The sequence below is a fragment of the Streptomyces sp. APSN-46.1 genome, from assembly GCF_022815725.1.
GTDB lineage: Bacteria > Actinomycetota > Actinomycetes > Streptomycetales > Streptomycetaceae > Streptomyces.
This window is the reverse complement of sequence record NZ_JALGRF010000001.1, coordinates 772,064-786,694: the sequence shown is the minus strand read 5'-3', so window position 1 is coordinate 786,694 and position 14,631 is coordinate 772,064. Positions and strand designations below refer to the sequence as shown.

The window sequence follows — 14,631 nt, the reverse complement described above, 5'->3', positions numbered from 1 at the left end:
TGCCGTGACGCGTGCAGACTGGCTGCTGACAGCAGGTGAACGGGGCAACGCCGCGACGCGCCTGGACGAGCGCCACCCGGACGGGTCGGCCTGGTCCGAGGGAAACCGCGCACGGGCCCTGGTTCACGGCGCCGCGTACTTCGCGGAGCTGCTGGCGGGGATCCGCGCGATGCGTGCGGGTGACCTGCTCCTGTTCACCGACTGGCGGGGCGACCCCGACGAGCGGCTCGACGGACCCGGTACCGACATCGGTACCGTCCTGTGCCGGGCGGCGGAGCGCGGTGTGATCGTCAAGGGGCTGCTGTGGCGCTCGCACTTGGACAGCCTCCACTTCAGCGAAAAGGAGAACCGCCACCTCGGCGAGGAGATCGAGGAGGCCGGCGGCGAGTGCCTGCTCGACCTGCGGGTCCGGCCGGGCGGTGCACACCACCAGAAGATGGTGGTCCTGCGCCATCCGGGCCGCCCGGAGCTGGACGTCGCGTACGTCGGCGGCATCGACCTCTGCCACAACCGCAACGACGACGCCACCCACCGGGGCGACCGCCAGTCGCTGCCCCTGGCCTCCGCGTACGGGCCGCACCCGCCGTGGCACGACGTTCAGCTCGCCCTGCGGGGACCGGCCGTCGGCGACGTCGAGGCCGTCTTCCGCGAACGCTGGCAGGACCCGGCGCCGCTCAGCCGCAGCCCCCTCACCCGCCTGCGGGAGCTGCTGCACCGGGAGGACACCAGCGCGGGCACCCTGCCGCCGCAGGCAGCCGATCCGGCCCCCTGCGGCACGCACACCGTGCAGGTGCTGCGCACGTATCCGAACCGTCTGCTGCACGGCTACCCCTTCGCACCCGACGGCGAGCGCAGCATCGCACGCGGTTACCTCAAAGGGCTGCGGCAGGCCCGGGCACTGATCTACCTCGAAGACCAGTACCTGTGGTCCCCCCGGGTGGTGGACTGCTTCGCCCGGGCGCTGACCACGCATCAACAGCTGCGACTGATCGCCGTCATCCCCTCGGTCCCGGAGCAGGACGGCCGGCTCACCCTGCCGATGAACCTGATCGGGCGGATCACGGCCCTGGACGAACTGCGCCGCGCCGGCGGAGACCGGGTGGCGGTGTACGGCCTGGAGAACCCGGCCGGAAATCCTGTCTACGTGCACGCCAAGGTGTGCGTGATCGACGACGTGTGGGCCTCCGTCGGCTCCGACAACATCAACCTGCGCTCGTGGACGCACGATTCGGAACTCAGCTGCGTCGTGCTCGACCAGAGCCCGGACCTGCGGGAGCCGTCCGACCCCGGAGGCCTCGGCCATGGCGCGCGCCTCTTCGCCCGCGAGCTGCGCCTGGAACTCATGCGCGAGCACCTGGACGCACCGGCCGGGGCGGGGCAGCGGGCGCAGGACGCGCTGTGCGACCCGATGACAGCGTTCGACGCCTTCGAGGAGGCCGCCGACGCCCTGGACACCTGGCACGAGGGCGGCTGCCGCGGTCCACGGCCGCCGGGCCGGCTGCGCCGGTACGTTCCCCCGGACCTGCCCACCGTGAAGAGGGTGCTCGCGACCCCGCTGCACCACGTCCTGGTCGACCCGGACGGACGTCCGCTGGGCTTGCGGCGCCGCAACGCCTTCTGAAGCCGCCTCATCCGCGGAGTGCGGGCAGCATCTTCTCGAGCTCGCGCGTTGGGGGCTGGCGTGGGGGACGTCGTCCACAGCGGACGGACAAAAGGCAAAGGCAAGGAGGTACTTACTCCTTGCCACTCTCAACTTATAGCGCACCGGGGGGCTTGCGGCAAGACCCGGGTCGTGCCGCAGAATCTGCGGACGAAGCCAGGACCTGCGGAAACGGGGATTTACGTTGATCGATGTCATCATTGCCGGCGGTGGACCGACCGGGTTGATGCTGGCCGCCGAACTGAGGCTGCACGGTGCGCACGTGGTCGTGCTGGACAAGCTGACCGAGCCGACCCGGCAGTCCCGCGGGCAGGGCCTGCACGCACGCAGTGTCGAGGTGATGGACCAGCGCGGTCTGCTGGACCGGTTCCTCGCGGTCAGCGAGAAGTTCCAGGTCGGCGGTCTCTTCGGCGGCATCATGAAGCCGTGGCCGGACCGGTTGGACACGGCTCACCCGTACGGTGTCGCCACACCGCAGCCGGTCACGGAGCGGCTGCTCAACGAGCGCGCCCTAGAGCTCGGTACCGAGATCCGGCGTGGCTGCGAGCTGGTCGGGCTGAGCCAGGGAGAGGACGGGGTGACCGTCGAGCTGGCGGACGGCACGCACCTGCGCTCGCGCTACCTCGTCGGATGCGACGGCGGCCGCAGTGCGGTGCGCAAGCTGCTCGGCGTCGGTTTCCCCGGCGAGCCCGCCAAGGTCGAGACGCTGCTGGGTGAAATGGTGGTGACCGAGGATCCGGCGACGATTGCCGCCGTCGTCGAGGAAGTCCACAAGACCCAGCTGCGATTCGGCGTCGCCCCCATCGAGGACGGAGTGTGCCGCATCGTCGTGCCCGCCGATGGGGTGGCCGAGGACCGTGCGACCGAGCCGACCCTCCAGGAGTTCAAGCAGCAGCTGCGCGCCTTCGCGGGCACCGATTTCGGCGTGCACTCTCCGCGCTGGCTGTCCCGGTTCGGCGACGCCACCCGGCAGGCCGAGCGCTACCGGGTCGGCCGGGTGCTGCTGGCCGGCGACGCCGCGCACATCCACCCGCCGACCGGCGGGCAGGGGCTCAACCTGGGCGTGCAGGACGCGTTCAACCTCGGCTGGAAGCTGGCCGCCGCGGTCAACGGCTGGGCGCCGGAGGGGCTGCTGGACAGCTACCACGCCGAACGGCACCCGGTGGGCGCAGCCGTGCTGGACAACACCCGTGCGCAGATGACGCTGTTGGGGACCGACCCGGGTGCGACCGCGCTGCGGGAGCTGCTCTCGAAGCTGATGGACTTCGAGGAGGTCAACCGGTACGTGACCGGGATGATCACCGCGGTCGAGGTCCGCTACGACTTCGGCGAGGACCACGAACTGCTCGGCCGCCGGATGCGGGACGTGGAGCTGAAGCAAGGTCGCCTCTACGAGCTGATGCACGGCGGCCGCGGGCTGCTGCTCGACCAGACCGGCCGGCTGTCGGTGGCCGGTTGGGCAGATCGGGTCGACCACGTCGTCGACGTCAGCGAGGAACTGGACGTACCCGCGGTACTGCTGCGGCCGGACGGCCACGTGGCGTGGGTCGGCGAAGACCAGCGGGATCTGCTCGGCCAGCTGCCCAAGTGGTTCGGCGCTGCCGTCAGTTGAGCGGTGGCCGACTGCTGCCGCACCGGCCGGTGCGGCAGCAGTACGTCGGCGCCTGACGTGCACCGGCGGCGGAGAGACGCAGGTCACATCCGTCCATGTCACAGGGGGTCGGGCTACCCCGTCTCAGGAGGTGTAGGCACTGACGACCACGGAGGAGCACACCATGCACGCGGTGGCGGCGTGGCGGGAGGCCACGGTCTTCACCGAGGCCGAGCGTGCCGCGCTGGAGCTGGCGGAGCAGGGGACCCGGGTCGCGGACGCGGCCGGCGGGGTCAGCGAGCGTGAGCAAGGTCGAGGAGTTCCAGGAGCTGCGGCCGCTGTTGTTTTCGATCGCCTATCGGATTCTGGCCAGCGTGAGCGAGGCCGAGGACGCGGTGCAGGAGACGTGGCTGCGCTTCGACGGCTCGGCGACCCGGCCCATGTCGACCAGGGCCTTTCTGTCGGCCACGGTGACACGGATCTCGATCGATGTGCTGCGCTCCGCGCGGGTGCGGCGGGAGGAGTACGTGGGCCCGTGGTTTCCCGAGCCCCTGCTCGCCGACCCTTATGAGGATCCGGCGCGGGCGGTGGAGCTGGCCGACTCGGTGTCGATGGCGGCGCTGCTGCTGCTGGAGCGGCTCAGCCCGCTGGAGCGGGCGGTGTTCGTGCTGCGGGAGGTCTTCGGCTTCGGGTTCGACGAGGTCGCCACGGCGGTCGGGCGGTCGGAGGCGGCGTGCCGGCAGTTGCTGGTGCGGGCGCGGCGGCATATGGAGGCCGGGCGGCCGCGCTTCGCGGCGGACCGTCAGGAGCGGCAGGAGCTGGCGACGCGGTTCTTCGACGCGCTGAAGGACGGTGATGTGGGCGGGCTGCGGAATCTGCTGGCCGCCGACGCGCAGCTGGTCGGGGACGGCGGCGGCAAGGCGCCGCAGCTGGCCAAGGCCGTCGTGGGTGCCGACAACGTGGCCCGGCTGCTTGCCTCCGTCGTCCCCTGGCTGATCCGGATCGACGCGACGTTCGAGTCGCACGAGGTCAACGGCCAGCCCGGCGCGATCTTCCGCGACCGGGACGGCAAGATCCTGCACACGGTCCTCGACGTGCTCGACGGGCGGATTCAGACCATCCGCGGGGTGATCAATCCCGACAAGCTCGGCCATATCGGGCCGGTCGCCGACGCCTGGGCCATCGACCGCGAGGTGAAGCAGGCCCGCCGGCACATGAACTGACCTCGACCGTGTCCTCTGCCGCGCGTTCGGCGGGGTCGGCCGTCCGTTCGGAGTACGAGGCCGTCCGCGAAGGCCCCGTCGGCCGCGTGTGACGGGCTCGCCGCCGGTACGTACGGCACATTGGTGCAAGGCGTCGGGTGCGTCCGGCAACCCCCCGAGAGGGCGCACCCGACGACCGTCGCACGGCTGCGGTCTACCGTCCGGCGGAAGCGCCCGATTTCTGCTTCTGCGCGAGGTCCGCGCGTTCCCGGACAGCGGAGCGGAAGTTCGACATGCAGGGCAGGCAGTACCGGTCGGCGGCCGCGGACGCCCCGGTGAGGGCGGAGCCGTCCCCGGCCACGTGCCTTCCGCACAGCGTGTGGGCGGAGCTGTCATGGGCGAGGACGTGCCAGAGCAGCTCACTCTGACCCGCCATCGCCTCGGCGCACATTCTGTACATCTCTGTACCCCTCTGCGCTTGTGGTGTGGACCGGAGACGGCCCGCATCCATCAGAGCCCGGCAGGACCGAAGAGGCCAATCCGGTGAGCCGCACGGGCGAATCCCCGCGGCCGAGCGTTTAGCGATCTCCCCGGGCCGTTCAGAGCAGGAACGGAAGCAAGCCGACGTGCGCGCGCCGAAGCCCGTGAACGCGGCATACGTTCCATAATCACGTCACCGCGCGCACGGTCCTGGCCGAAGGGATCACCCCGTGTCGTCACCCCGTACCTCCCGCACCTCCCGCACATGCCGCACCTCCCGCACGACTGCTCTGCCATCCACGGGACAGGCGGAACCCGCCCGGCCCGCGCCGGTGCCCCCGGTGCCTCCGGTGTCCCCGGAGCCGACGGCGGCCTGGGCGGTGGGCATGGTGATGGCCCTGACCCCGTGTTCGGCGCGCGACGCCCAGCGCGTCCTCGCCGCCGCCGCGGAAAAATCCCACGTCGCCGTCGTGGAGGTGGCCGCGGCGATGGTCGCCGGCTCCCGCGGGCTGCCCGTCCCCCTGCACGTGGAACGGGCCCTGCGCCACGCGGTGGAGGCGGCCCGCACCCCTCACCACCCGCGGCCCGGGACGGCGACGGCACGGGTCGGGCTGACACCCGCCCGGGCCCGCACCGAGGAGGCCCTGAGCCGGTTCCGCGCCAGCCAGGCACGCCTGAGCGGCGCACCCGCCGAGCACGACGCCCGCCGCGCGATGGACGACGCCGCCTACACCCTGTGCGTCCTCATGGGCCGCCCGACGGTCCACGAGGCGGCACTGGCCGCGGTGGCCCTGCTGTCCGCGCCCGTGTGAGCCCCGGGACTCGATGTCACCGCATGGCCGTGACCAGGTTGGTTGCCCCCTTTCCGACCTAGCCAGGTGCGCCTTCCTCGACACCCTCATCTCCGATGCGGACGAGCGCGAGGGTGATGTTGTCGGGGCCTCCGGCTTCGATGGCGGCCTTCCACAGCTCGAAGGCGGCCCTGCCGTCGTCGGCGGTGCGCAGCACGCTCCCGATCACGTCCTCGGGCACCGGGTCGGTCAGGCCGTCGCTGCACACCAGGTAGCGGTCGCCCTCCTCCGGTGCGAAGGCCGCCACGTGCGGTGCGACGGGGCTGAAGGCGCGGCTGCCGCCGAGCGTCTGCGTGACGATGGACGTGGTGCGCCGTCCCTGCGCCGACGGCGGGCTGTCGTCCACGCTCACCTGGCGCAAGCCGCCCTCCGGGTCCACCTCGAACACCCTGCTGTCGCCGACGTTGAACGCCAGCAGGGAGTCCGCGAGGACGAGGACCCCCGCGACGGTGGTCCCCATGGCGGTCAGGTCGGGCCTGCCCTCCGCAGCCGCGTACACTGCGTGGTTGCCTGCTTCCAGTTCGTCACGAAGAGCCTGCTCGCCGTCCAGTGAGTGGCCGAGGACGGAGAGTCGGCGCACGATCAGTTCGCTGGCCACCTCACCGGCCGGATGCCCGCCGAGCCCGTCGGCCACGGCGACCACGAGCGGTCTGCCGTAAGGGAAGATGAGGGTCTGGGGGTTGTCGGTGACGGTACCGCACAGCGTCCACGGGCCGACCGCGAGGCTGTCCTCGTTGTGATCGCGTATCAGCCCGACATGGCTCAAAGCGGTAACGGCTATGTACGGCACCTCGATCTCCTCCCCTCCCATTGTCCCGCCGAGGGGGCAGGTCTGCCGCTCGGCATGCGGCGTGCCGTCGGCTGCCGCACGCTGGTTCTGGAAGCTGTCCGTCCCCCGACCGGCAAGCCGTCCAGGAAGGGTTTCGGCGATGTTCGCGAGGCTGAGCACCTACCAAGGATCACCGGTTCCCCCAGGGGGAGACCTGACCGTCCTTTCGGAAGCGATCGTCAAGCGGGTTGAGGATGTTCCCGGGTTCATCGGGGCCTACTACCTCGTTGACCGGGCCACGGGAAAGGCCGTGTCGCTGACCCTGTGGGAGGACGAGCAGACCATGCGGGCGAGCGAGAGCACCGCCGCCCGCATCCGCGAGGAGACCGCGCGCCGCGAGGGCCAGCGCATCGTCTCGGTCGAGAGCTTCGAGGTGGGCTTCAGCAGCCTGAAGCCCTGAACGCCCGGAGCCGAGCATCTCCTCAACCCTTGTGATCCAGACGGCGGCGCATCGAGGCACGAAGCCGATGCGTCGCCTCTTCTGCTGCTACGAGAACGGCGAGTTGCGGCGGACCACGTTTGAGCGGCGGCCGGCGGAATGGCTGGCGGAGGCCAAGTACCAGGCGGGCGGGGTTCCGGGGGAGTAGGGGGGAGTAGGGGGAGCACGGGGGAGTAGGCGGAGCGAGACGCAGAGGGGCGTCCCAGTCGCTCCGCCTTTTTCGACGGTCGCGGAACCCTCGGAGCCACCGTCACGCCCCCCCGGTACGCACCGGCCCCGGCCCGAACGCCACGGACGCAGCCACGGCGAGCCGATCCGGCGCCATTCGACTCAACTCCCAGACGGTCGCCGCTGCCTCCGGCGGGCGGCCCGGACCCGGCGCGCGGACCAAACCGGCCAGGACCGATTCCGTCCAGCCATCCGCCCTTCCAACTCCCGGGCCGCGCAACGAGATTAGTGGACGTCACCGGGCGCCACACCCGCAACAGACCGCACAGCTGCACCTGCAGGGCAGCTGTGGCGTCGGTCGGGTGTACCTCCCGCGCCCCTTCCCACTTCTCTCCGCAGGAGAAAGCCATGAAGCTCCGCCGCGCCCTCCGCCGGTCCGCCGCCACCCTCGCCCTCGGTGCCACGACCCTGGGCATGGTCACCCTCAGCTCGGCGCCGGCCCACGCCGCCGCCATCTGCGGAGGCGACGTATCGATCTACGGCATCCTCGCCGACGGACGCCTCACCTACACGGCGATATCCCCCAACACCGGTGACCGGGTCAAGACGCTGATCGGCACGAACCTCGGCTTCACGCCCAAGGCGATGGCCACCCTCAACTTCAACACCGTCCTGGTGACATCGACGGCCGGCGACCTGTACCGCGTCGACATCCAGACCAACGACAACGCCCTGGCCCTGGCCGGAGTCACCAAGATCTGGGACGGTGGCTGGACCTTCGACAAGATGACCTACGACGGCTACGGCCACCTCTACGGCACGGTCGCCGGCCAGCTCCACCGCTACAACGTCTCCCAGGCCAAGCCCTCCGGATCCGCCCACATCGCCAAGCACGCGGTGATCGACGAGGGCTTCGTCCTCAAGACGCTCGCCGCCGCCGGAGACGACGTCCTCATCGCCAGCACGGCCGACGGCCGGCTGCTCTCCTACCAGATCAACGGCGTGGGGGACTGGGAGAGTTCGGAGCTCAAGAGCGCCGGCTGGTCGGCGGTCGACAACCTGGTCTCGCCCGGCGGCGGCCTCTACTACGGGCGTACGAACGGCGGAATGTACTGGTACCACGACGCCGACCCCACCGACGGCAAGGGCACCGACATCGCCTACCACTCCGACGACCCGGTCGACGCGAGCGGCTGGACCCAGACCCTGCTCTCCGCCTACGCCAGCGACTGCACCTACCAGCCGCCGATCCCCCCCAGCCCCACCCCCTCCACCCAGGGCGGTCAGATCGCCCGCAGCGAGGTCATGAGCCGGGCCGTGAACTGGCTCAACCGTGACATCCCGTACAACCAGGGTGCTTACGCCAGTGACCCGGACGGCGACCACTCCTACCGCACCGACTGCTCCGGCTTCGTCTCCATGGCCTGGCACGCCAACACCAGCTACACGACCTACAGCCTGCCGAACGTCAGCAGCGTCATCTCCAAGTCGGACCTGCTGCCGGGTGACGCGCTCAACACCCAGGACGGGCACGTCGTGCTCTTCGAGAAGTGGGTCGACAAGGCCGCCGGCAAGTTCTCGTACATCCACGAGGCCAACACCACAGACGACATGATGCGCGGTCAGGACTACCTCAACGGCGGCTCCGACGCCCGCATCGCCGGCCACGCAGCCTCGGGGTACGTCGCCCTGCGCTACGACAAGATCATCAACGGCTAGGCCGTGTCATGGAACCGGGTGCGTGACCTCGCCCCACACCGTGAAGGCCACGGTGTGGGGCGAGCCGTCGGCACCTGAGCCCGAGCCGGGGGGCGACATGATTCGCCTGATGGCCCCGCCCTTGTTGGATGGTTGTACTACCTTTTTCTTGTGGACCAGCTGATCAGCGAAGACCCGACCCGCATAGGCCCGTATCGTCTGATCGCCCGGCTGGGCGCCGGCGGGATGGGACTGGTCTATCTGGGTCGCTCCGAGGGCGGACGAACCGTGGCCGTGAAGGTCGTGCAGGCCGAGTATGCCGGGCACCCCGAGTTCCGCAAGCGCTTCGCGCGTGAAGTGGCCGCTGCGCGGCGGGTGGGCGGGAGCTGGACCGCGGCCGTGCTCGACGCCGACACGGAGGCCGCCGTGCCCTGGGTGGCGACCCAGTACATCCCGGGGCCCGACCTGCACGCCGTCGTCGCCAAGGACTTCGGGCCGTTGCCCGAGCACTCGGTCCACACCCTCGCCAACCGCCTCGCCCTCGCCCTGCGGGCCGTACACGAGGCGGGCCTGATCCATCGTGACCTCAAGCCGTCCAATGTCCTCGTCACCGTCGACGGCCCCCGCGTCATCGACTTCGGCATCGCACGGGCGATGGACAGCCTCGCCGGGGACAGCCTGCACACCCGCACCGGCATGCTGATCGGCTCCCCTGGCTACATGTCGCCGGAACAGGTCCGCGGCCTTGAACTCACCCCCGCCAGCGACGTCTTCTGCCTGGGCGCCGTCCTCGTCTACGCCGCCACCGGGCGCCTGCTCTTCGGGGCCACGGACACCGGCCTGAACGCCCACCTCTTCCGGGTCGCCGAGGAGGAGGCGGACCTGACCGGCGTACCGGAGTCGCTGGTCGATCTCGTACGCGCATGCCTGCACAAGGACCCGGCCAAGCGGCCCACCCCCCAGCAGGTGGCCGCGCGTACGGCGACGGATCAGGCCGCGGAATGGCTGCCGGGCACGGTGTTGGCGCAACTCGGCCGTCATGCCGCCCAGTTGCTGGACTACGCCCCCGCAACACCCGTTGACGCCGCAGCTGAGACACCCGCCGTAGAGCCGGACCCCCGCATCTCGCCCGCGCAGCCCGAGCCCGCGCAGCCCGAGCCGCAGCCCCAGTTTCAGCCGCTGCCCCCGCCGCCCGCGTACGCCCCGACGGCTCCAGCGCACCTCAGCCTCGCGAAGGGGTTCGGCCCACCGCCCGGCCCACCCCCCGGCGCCTGGTCCGCGCCCCCGCCCCCGGCCCACCCACAGGACTCGGTGTCCCCGCACCCCAGGCGCTGGTGGGGACTGGCGGTGATCGCCCTGGTGCAGCTGATGGTGCTGCTCGAAGCGACGACCTTCAACATGACGATGCCCTCCGTCCAGGCCGACCTGGGTCTCCCCGCCGGCGACATGGGGCCGATGTTCAACGCGTATGCCCTCGCCTTCGGCGCGCTGCTGCTGCTCGGCGGGCACATCGCGGACCTCGTCGGGCGCAAACAGGCCTTGATCATCGGCCTGATCGGATTCGCGGCAGCCTCCGCGCTCGGCGGCTCGGCCGGCGATTCGACCGTGCTGGTCTGGGCCCGCGCGTTGCAGGGAGTCTTCGCCGCGCTGCTGACACCGTCCGCGCTGGCCCTGGTCACCACCGGCTTCACCGACCCGAAGGAACGCCGCATGGCCTTCGGGATCTACGCCGCGATCGCCGTCGGCGGTTCCGCACTCGGGCTCCTCACGGGCGGATGGCTCGTTGAGAACCTGGACTGGCGTTGGTCCCTCTACGCCAACATCCCCATCGCCGTGATCGCCCTGATCGGCGCGCTCACCCTGCTGCACGACCGCCCGGGCCGCACCGGCGCCGCCCGCCTCGACGTGCTCGGCGTGCTGCTCGGCTCCGGCGGAATCGCCGCCCTCACCTACGGCATCAGCGAGGTCCAGCCGCGCGGATGGAGCGACCTCCTGACCGTGGTCCCGCTCGCGGCGGGCGTCGTCCTGCTCGTGGCCTTCCTGTGGTGGCAGACCAGAACGTCGAGCCCACTCCTCGCGCCGTACGTCGTCAAGGACCCCACCCGCGTCGGCTGTCTCCTGGCCCTGCTCCTGGCCGGCGTCGGCTTCCTCGCCCTCTTCCCGTCCCTGAACTTCTACCTGCAGAGTGTCCTCGGCTACACCCCGGCCATGGCCGGGGTGGCCTTCCTGCCCATGGTCGCCGCGATTCTCATCGGCTCCACCCAGGTCTCGGCCCGCCTGCTGCACCGCACCGCGCCCCGCGTCCTGATCGTCGCGGGCCTGCTGACCACGGCTCTCGGGCTGCTGCTCCTGACCGGCCTCAAGCTCGACGGCGCCTACACCACCCAGGTACTGCCCGGCATGCTCCTCACCGGCTTCGGCACGGGGCTGGCCTTCATGCCGATCTTCGCGACCGCCACCGCCACCGCGACCGCCGGCATCGCCCCGCCGCACTCCGGCGCGACCTCGGCAACCCTCATCACGGCCCAGCAGGTGGGTGAAGCGATCGGTGCGGCGCTGATCAGCGGCGTGCTCGCCGCTCGTCTGCGCCATGTGTCCTCAGGCGCTGAGACCATCACGGAAGAACTGCTGCGCGGCTACACCACCACCCTCTGGTGGGCGTTCGGCGGCCTACTGCTCGCCGGTCTGCTCGCCGGCCTGATGGTCACGGCCAAGGCCCCCGAGGCCCCCAAGGCCCCCAAGGGCATCGAGCCGCCGCTGCACACGACAGGCTGGTGAACTGTCCCGATCGGCCGCGCGATCCGTCGCCGACGTGGGGTCGAGGCGGCCTGCATTGAACGTGTTCAGATTTTCTGGCAGCATGGCGGGCGTGGGAGCCTGCCGGAGCAGGGGGGATGTGGATCCGCCTGCCTGTGCGCGGGTTTGCCATGAGATCCGGAGGTCAGTGCGACGTGGTCATCGCCTTTCTCATCTTCCTCGCTTTGGGCCTGGTCGTGTCTGTCACGCCGGGCGCGGTCCTCGGTTACTTCTTCGTCGTGACGAGCCGCAGGCTGCGACTCCGGGCCAGGATCCCGTTGCTGCTGGTCGTGGCGGCAGGTTCATCGGCGATGTGGATGATCCTCGTAGGAGCCGCCAACGTCTTTCGGCCGGCGATCCTGGCCCTGTCGTTCGCCGCGACACTCGTCTCGGGAATCACGTTCCTCCTGCACGAAGCCGGTAAGCGCCGTGCGGCCCGGTTCCCTGCCCCGGCGTGGCCTGGCTACCGTCCGCCGGCCGGCCAGGGCTGGCCGACCTGAGCCGCCGGGGGCTGATTCGGCCCGGCCCGTCTCAGAACCAGTTGACGGTCAACGCGAAGGACGTGCCGGCGGTGGCTCCGGTGGAGTCGGTCGCCGTGGCGGTGACCGTGACGGTCCCGCTGCCCCAGGGCTTGCCGGTGACGCGTCCGGAGGTGGCGTCGAGGGCCAGACCCCAGGGCAGGCCGGTGGCGGCGTACCGGACGGGGGCCTTTCCACCGGTGGCGGTGAGCTGGATGGTGCAGGACTGGTTGAACTTGCACGTCTGCGGACCGGGGTTGGTGAACTTCAGATCACCGGGCGTGGGTGTGGGAGTGGGGGTGGGTGTGGGAGTCGGCGTAGGGGTCGGGGTCGGCGTGGGGGTCGGCGTCGGGGTCGTGCCGCAGCCCGGCGTGGCCTCCGGAGGGAGCGGCACCCGCCAGATCTGGGTGTCGTTCTCCGAGCCCACGAGCAGGTTGGCGCAGTCGGCGTACGTCACCGTCTCCCCCTGCGACTGCGCGGGCAGGGCGACGTCCGCCAGCTTGACCCCCGCCGTGTCGTACACGGTCGCGGTGTTGGCGCCCAGCGGCCCGCCGCTGCGCAGGGTGTACGAGGCCCCGGTCGGCGAGAACGCGCCGTCGGTGGCGAACACCGGGCCGGGTCGGACCGCGGTGAGGGTGTTGAGCGGGCCTGTCACCGGTGGCAGCGGGGCCTGGTACAACTGACCCGCCGCGCCGATGACCTTGCTCGCGACGTAGAGCCGGCCGGTGACGGGGTCGGCGAGCAGGGATTCGGCGTCGTGCTTGCCGTCGGCGTACGCGAAGCGGTAGGTCACCGGCGTCACCGTGGCGTTGGCGAGCTGGTCGGGCTCGGCGAAGGCGTGCACGGAGATCTCCGCGCGGCCGCTGAAGTTGTCCCCGATGTCGCCGACCAGGATCGCGGGGCCGCCCGTGGCGTCCTTGCCGATCGCCAATGCCTCCCAGTCGGTGTTGCCGACGCCGGAGACCGTGAAGGTGGCCGCGAGCCGGCCGGTGGCGGTGGTGCAGTCGATGGCGAAGACCTGGTTGGTGTTCCCGCTGTCGTTGAGGGCGTAGAAGACGCCCGCGTGTTTGCGGCTCGCGGCGAGACCGCTGAGTTCGGCGAGGCCGCCGGGGAGGGTGCACTTCTTCTCCGGCGCCAGGGCTTCGGCGGCCGCCGTCGTGGCGGCGGACGAGGCCGGGGAGGCCGTGGCGCTGGTCATCCAGGCGGCGGCCGGCAGGATCGTGGCGAGGGCCGCGGTCGCGAGGGCGGCGGCGGCCCGGCGGGGTGTGAGGAGTCTGGACATGCACACCATGTGATGGGACATCAGCCGGTGTCGCCAGGCCCAACCACCGCCCGTTCGAGCATCGTTCAATGCCACGGGGGCATGCGTGGTCGCCGGGGGCTCAGCGCACCGGTTCCCGCATGGGCGCCTTGTGCCCGGCGTGCGCGATGAAGGCGCGGGCCGCGCGGCTCAGCGGCCGGCGTGCGTGCGCGATGCCCACGGGGCGCAGCAGGGGCGGCGTGAAGGAACGGATCTCGGCCCGGCTGCCGAAGGCTCTCAACACCACGTCGCGGTACCAGATCAGGGAGCCGCGGCCGTCGGTCACGCCCGTCACCCAGGCGAGACGCTCGTCTACCTCCAGGGACGGCACGGGCCGGACTCCGAGGCAGCTGAACATGGCCTCCATCTCGGTGCGCCGGCCGGTCCCGGGGGTGGGCAGCACCATCGGCAGTCCGTCGAGCATGCGGAACGGCAGCGGGTGGGGCAGTCGGGAGCCGATCGGTGAGATCAGCACCACCTCGCGCTCCTGGATGAAATGGGTGGAGAGCTCCTTGTCCACAGGCAGGTCGACCAGCGCCAACTCCGAGCGCCCCTGGTTCACTTCCTCGGTCAGCGCCTCCCGGCTGTCGTGCTGCTGGAGCCGGACGTCCACGGTCGGGTGCCGCTCGGTGAAGGCGGCGACCAGGTCGGTGGCCAGATCGAGCGCGAGGGTGGGTGTGGTGACGAGGGTCAGGGCGGCCCGGGCGTCCTTGCCGTGCGGGGTCCCTATGTCGTCGATGGCCTCCACCGCATTGAGCACGGTGCGGGCCAGTCGGACGACCCGGGCCCCTTCCGGTGTGAGGTCCACCCCCCTTCCCCGGCGTGCGAGGAGTTCGACGCCCAGATCGCGTTCCATGGCCTGGACAGCCCGGGACAGGGCGGACTGGGCGACGAAGACCGAGGCGGCGGCGCCGGTGATGGACCGGCAGTCGGCGACGGCGACGAGGTAGCGGAGCTGCGCGAGTGTGGGGGTCATGACCGGACGGTAACCGCGTGAGGCTGTACCTGTAAGGGCTCCTCGGGTGAACAACTTCCCGTCTCCCGAGCGGTGTTCATACCCGGTTCGGCGGTGAAGCATGCTGAAGCGGCATGCCCGCGA

At 71.0% G+C, this 14,631-nt stretch carries 12 protein-coding genes and 1 pseudogene; 9 read left to right on the top strand and 4 right to left on the bottom strand.

The window, feature by feature from the left end; all coding sequences use genetic code 11:
• Window positions 1–4 precede the first annotated feature (4 nt).
• From MTF65_RS03510 to MTF65_RS03495, 4 genes and pseudogenes are all read left to right on the top strand, one after another.
• Window positions 5–1,621 (top strand): phospholipase D family protein, encoded by a 1,617-nt coding sequence (locus MTF65_RS03510; protein WP_243626705.1) that lies wholly within the window; start codon window positions 5–7, stop codon window positions 1,619–1,621.
• Between the two features lie 223 nt (window positions 1,622–1,844).
• The gene (gene rox, locus MTF65_RS03505; RefSeq protein ID WP_243626704.1) at window positions 1,845–3,272 is read left to right on the top strand and encodes a rifampin monooxygenase; all 1,428 of its coding nucleotides are present in this window, start codon (window positions 1,845–1,847) and stop codon (window positions 3,270–3,272) included.
• A 163-nt stretch (window positions 3,273–3,435) separates the two neighbouring features.
• Window positions 3,436–3,552, top strand: a pseudogene (locus MTF65_RS03500) (carboxymuconolactone decarboxylase family protein); the annotation flags it as partial.
• Between the two features lies 1 nt (window position 3,553).
• Window positions 3,554–4,474: an RNA polymerase sigma-70 factor gene (locus MTF65_RS03495; RefSeq protein WP_243626703.1), complete on the top strand. Its 921-nt coding sequence runs from the start codon at window positions 3,554–3,556 to the stop codon at window positions 4,472–4,474.
• A gap of 193 nt (window positions 4,475–4,667) precedes the next feature.
• Here the strand turns inward: MTF65_RS03495 and MTF65_RS03490 are convergent, their stop codons facing one another.
• Window positions 4,668–4,913, bottom strand: a complete 246-nt coding sequence (locus tag MTF65_RS03490; RefSeq protein WP_243626702.1) for a hypothetical protein — start codon at window positions 4,911–4,913, stop codon at window positions 4,668–4,670.
• 370 nt (window positions 4,914–5,283) lie between these two features.
• Between MTF65_RS03490 and MTF65_RS03485 the strand changes: the two genes are divergently transcribed.
• The gene (locus MTF65_RS03485; protein ID WP_243626701.1) at window positions 5,284–5,745 is read left to right on the top strand and encodes a DUF5133 domain-containing protein; all 462 of its coding nucleotides are present in this window, start codon (window positions 5,284–5,286) and stop codon (window positions 5,743–5,745) included.
• A gap of 58 nt (window positions 5,746–5,803) precedes the next feature.
• Here the strand turns inward: MTF65_RS03485 and MTF65_RS03480 are convergent, their stop codons facing one another.
• The gene (locus tag MTF65_RS03480) at window positions 5,804–6,574 is read right to left on the bottom strand and encodes a PP2C family serine/threonine-protein phosphatase (protein ID WP_243627295.1); all 771 of its coding nucleotides are present in this window, start codon (window positions 6,572–6,574) and stop codon (window positions 5,804–5,806) included.
• 289 nt (window positions 6,575–6,863) lie between these two features.
• Between MTF65_RS03480 and MTF65_RS03475 the strand changes: the two genes are divergently transcribed.
• The 4 genes from MTF65_RS03475 to MTF65_RS03460 all read left to right on the top strand — a co-directional run bounded on the left by MTF65_RS03475 (window position 6,864) and on the right by MTF65_RS03460 (window position 12,214).
• Window positions 6,864–7,013 carry a hypothetical protein gene (locus tag MTF65_RS03475; RefSeq protein WP_243626700.1) on the top strand — a complete coding sequence of 50 codons (150 nt, stop codon included), beginning with the start codon at window positions 6,864–6,866 and terminating at the stop codon, window positions 7,011–7,013.
• Window positions 7,014–7,628: 615 nt separating this feature from the next.
• Window positions 7,629–8,939 (top strand): hypothetical protein, encoded by a 1,311-nt coding sequence (locus MTF65_RS03470; RefSeq protein ID WP_243626699.1) that lies wholly within the window; start codon window positions 7,629–7,631, stop codon window positions 8,937–8,939.
• A gap of 150 nt (window positions 8,940–9,089) precedes the next feature.
• Window positions 9,090–11,696, top strand: coding sequence for an MDR family MFS transporter (locus tag MTF65_RS03465; protein WP_243626698.1), 2,607 nt, complete (start codon window positions 9,090–9,092; stop codon window positions 11,694–11,696).
• A 173-nt stretch (window positions 11,697–11,869) separates the two neighbouring features.
• Window positions 11,870–12,214, top strand: coding sequence for a hypothetical protein (locus tag MTF65_RS03460; protein ID WP_243626697.1), 345 nt, complete (start codon window positions 11,870–11,872; stop codon window positions 12,212–12,214).
• 31 nt (window positions 12,215–12,245) lie between these two features.
• Here the strand turns inward: MTF65_RS03460 and MTF65_RS03455 are convergent, their stop codons facing one another.
• The gene (locus MTF65_RS03455) at window positions 12,246–13,514 is read right to left on the bottom strand and encodes a putative Ig domain-containing protein (protein ID WP_243626696.1); all 1,269 of its coding nucleotides are present in this window, start codon (window positions 13,512–13,514) and stop codon (window positions 12,246–12,248) included.
• 100 nt (window positions 13,515–13,614) lie between these two features.
• Complete coding sequence (locus MTF65_RS03450; protein WP_243626695.1) at window positions 13,615–14,508, bottom strand: LysR family transcriptional regulator; 894 nt, start codon at window positions 14,506–14,508, stop codon at window positions 13,615–13,617.
• Window positions 14,509–14,631: the final 123 nt, after the last annotated feature.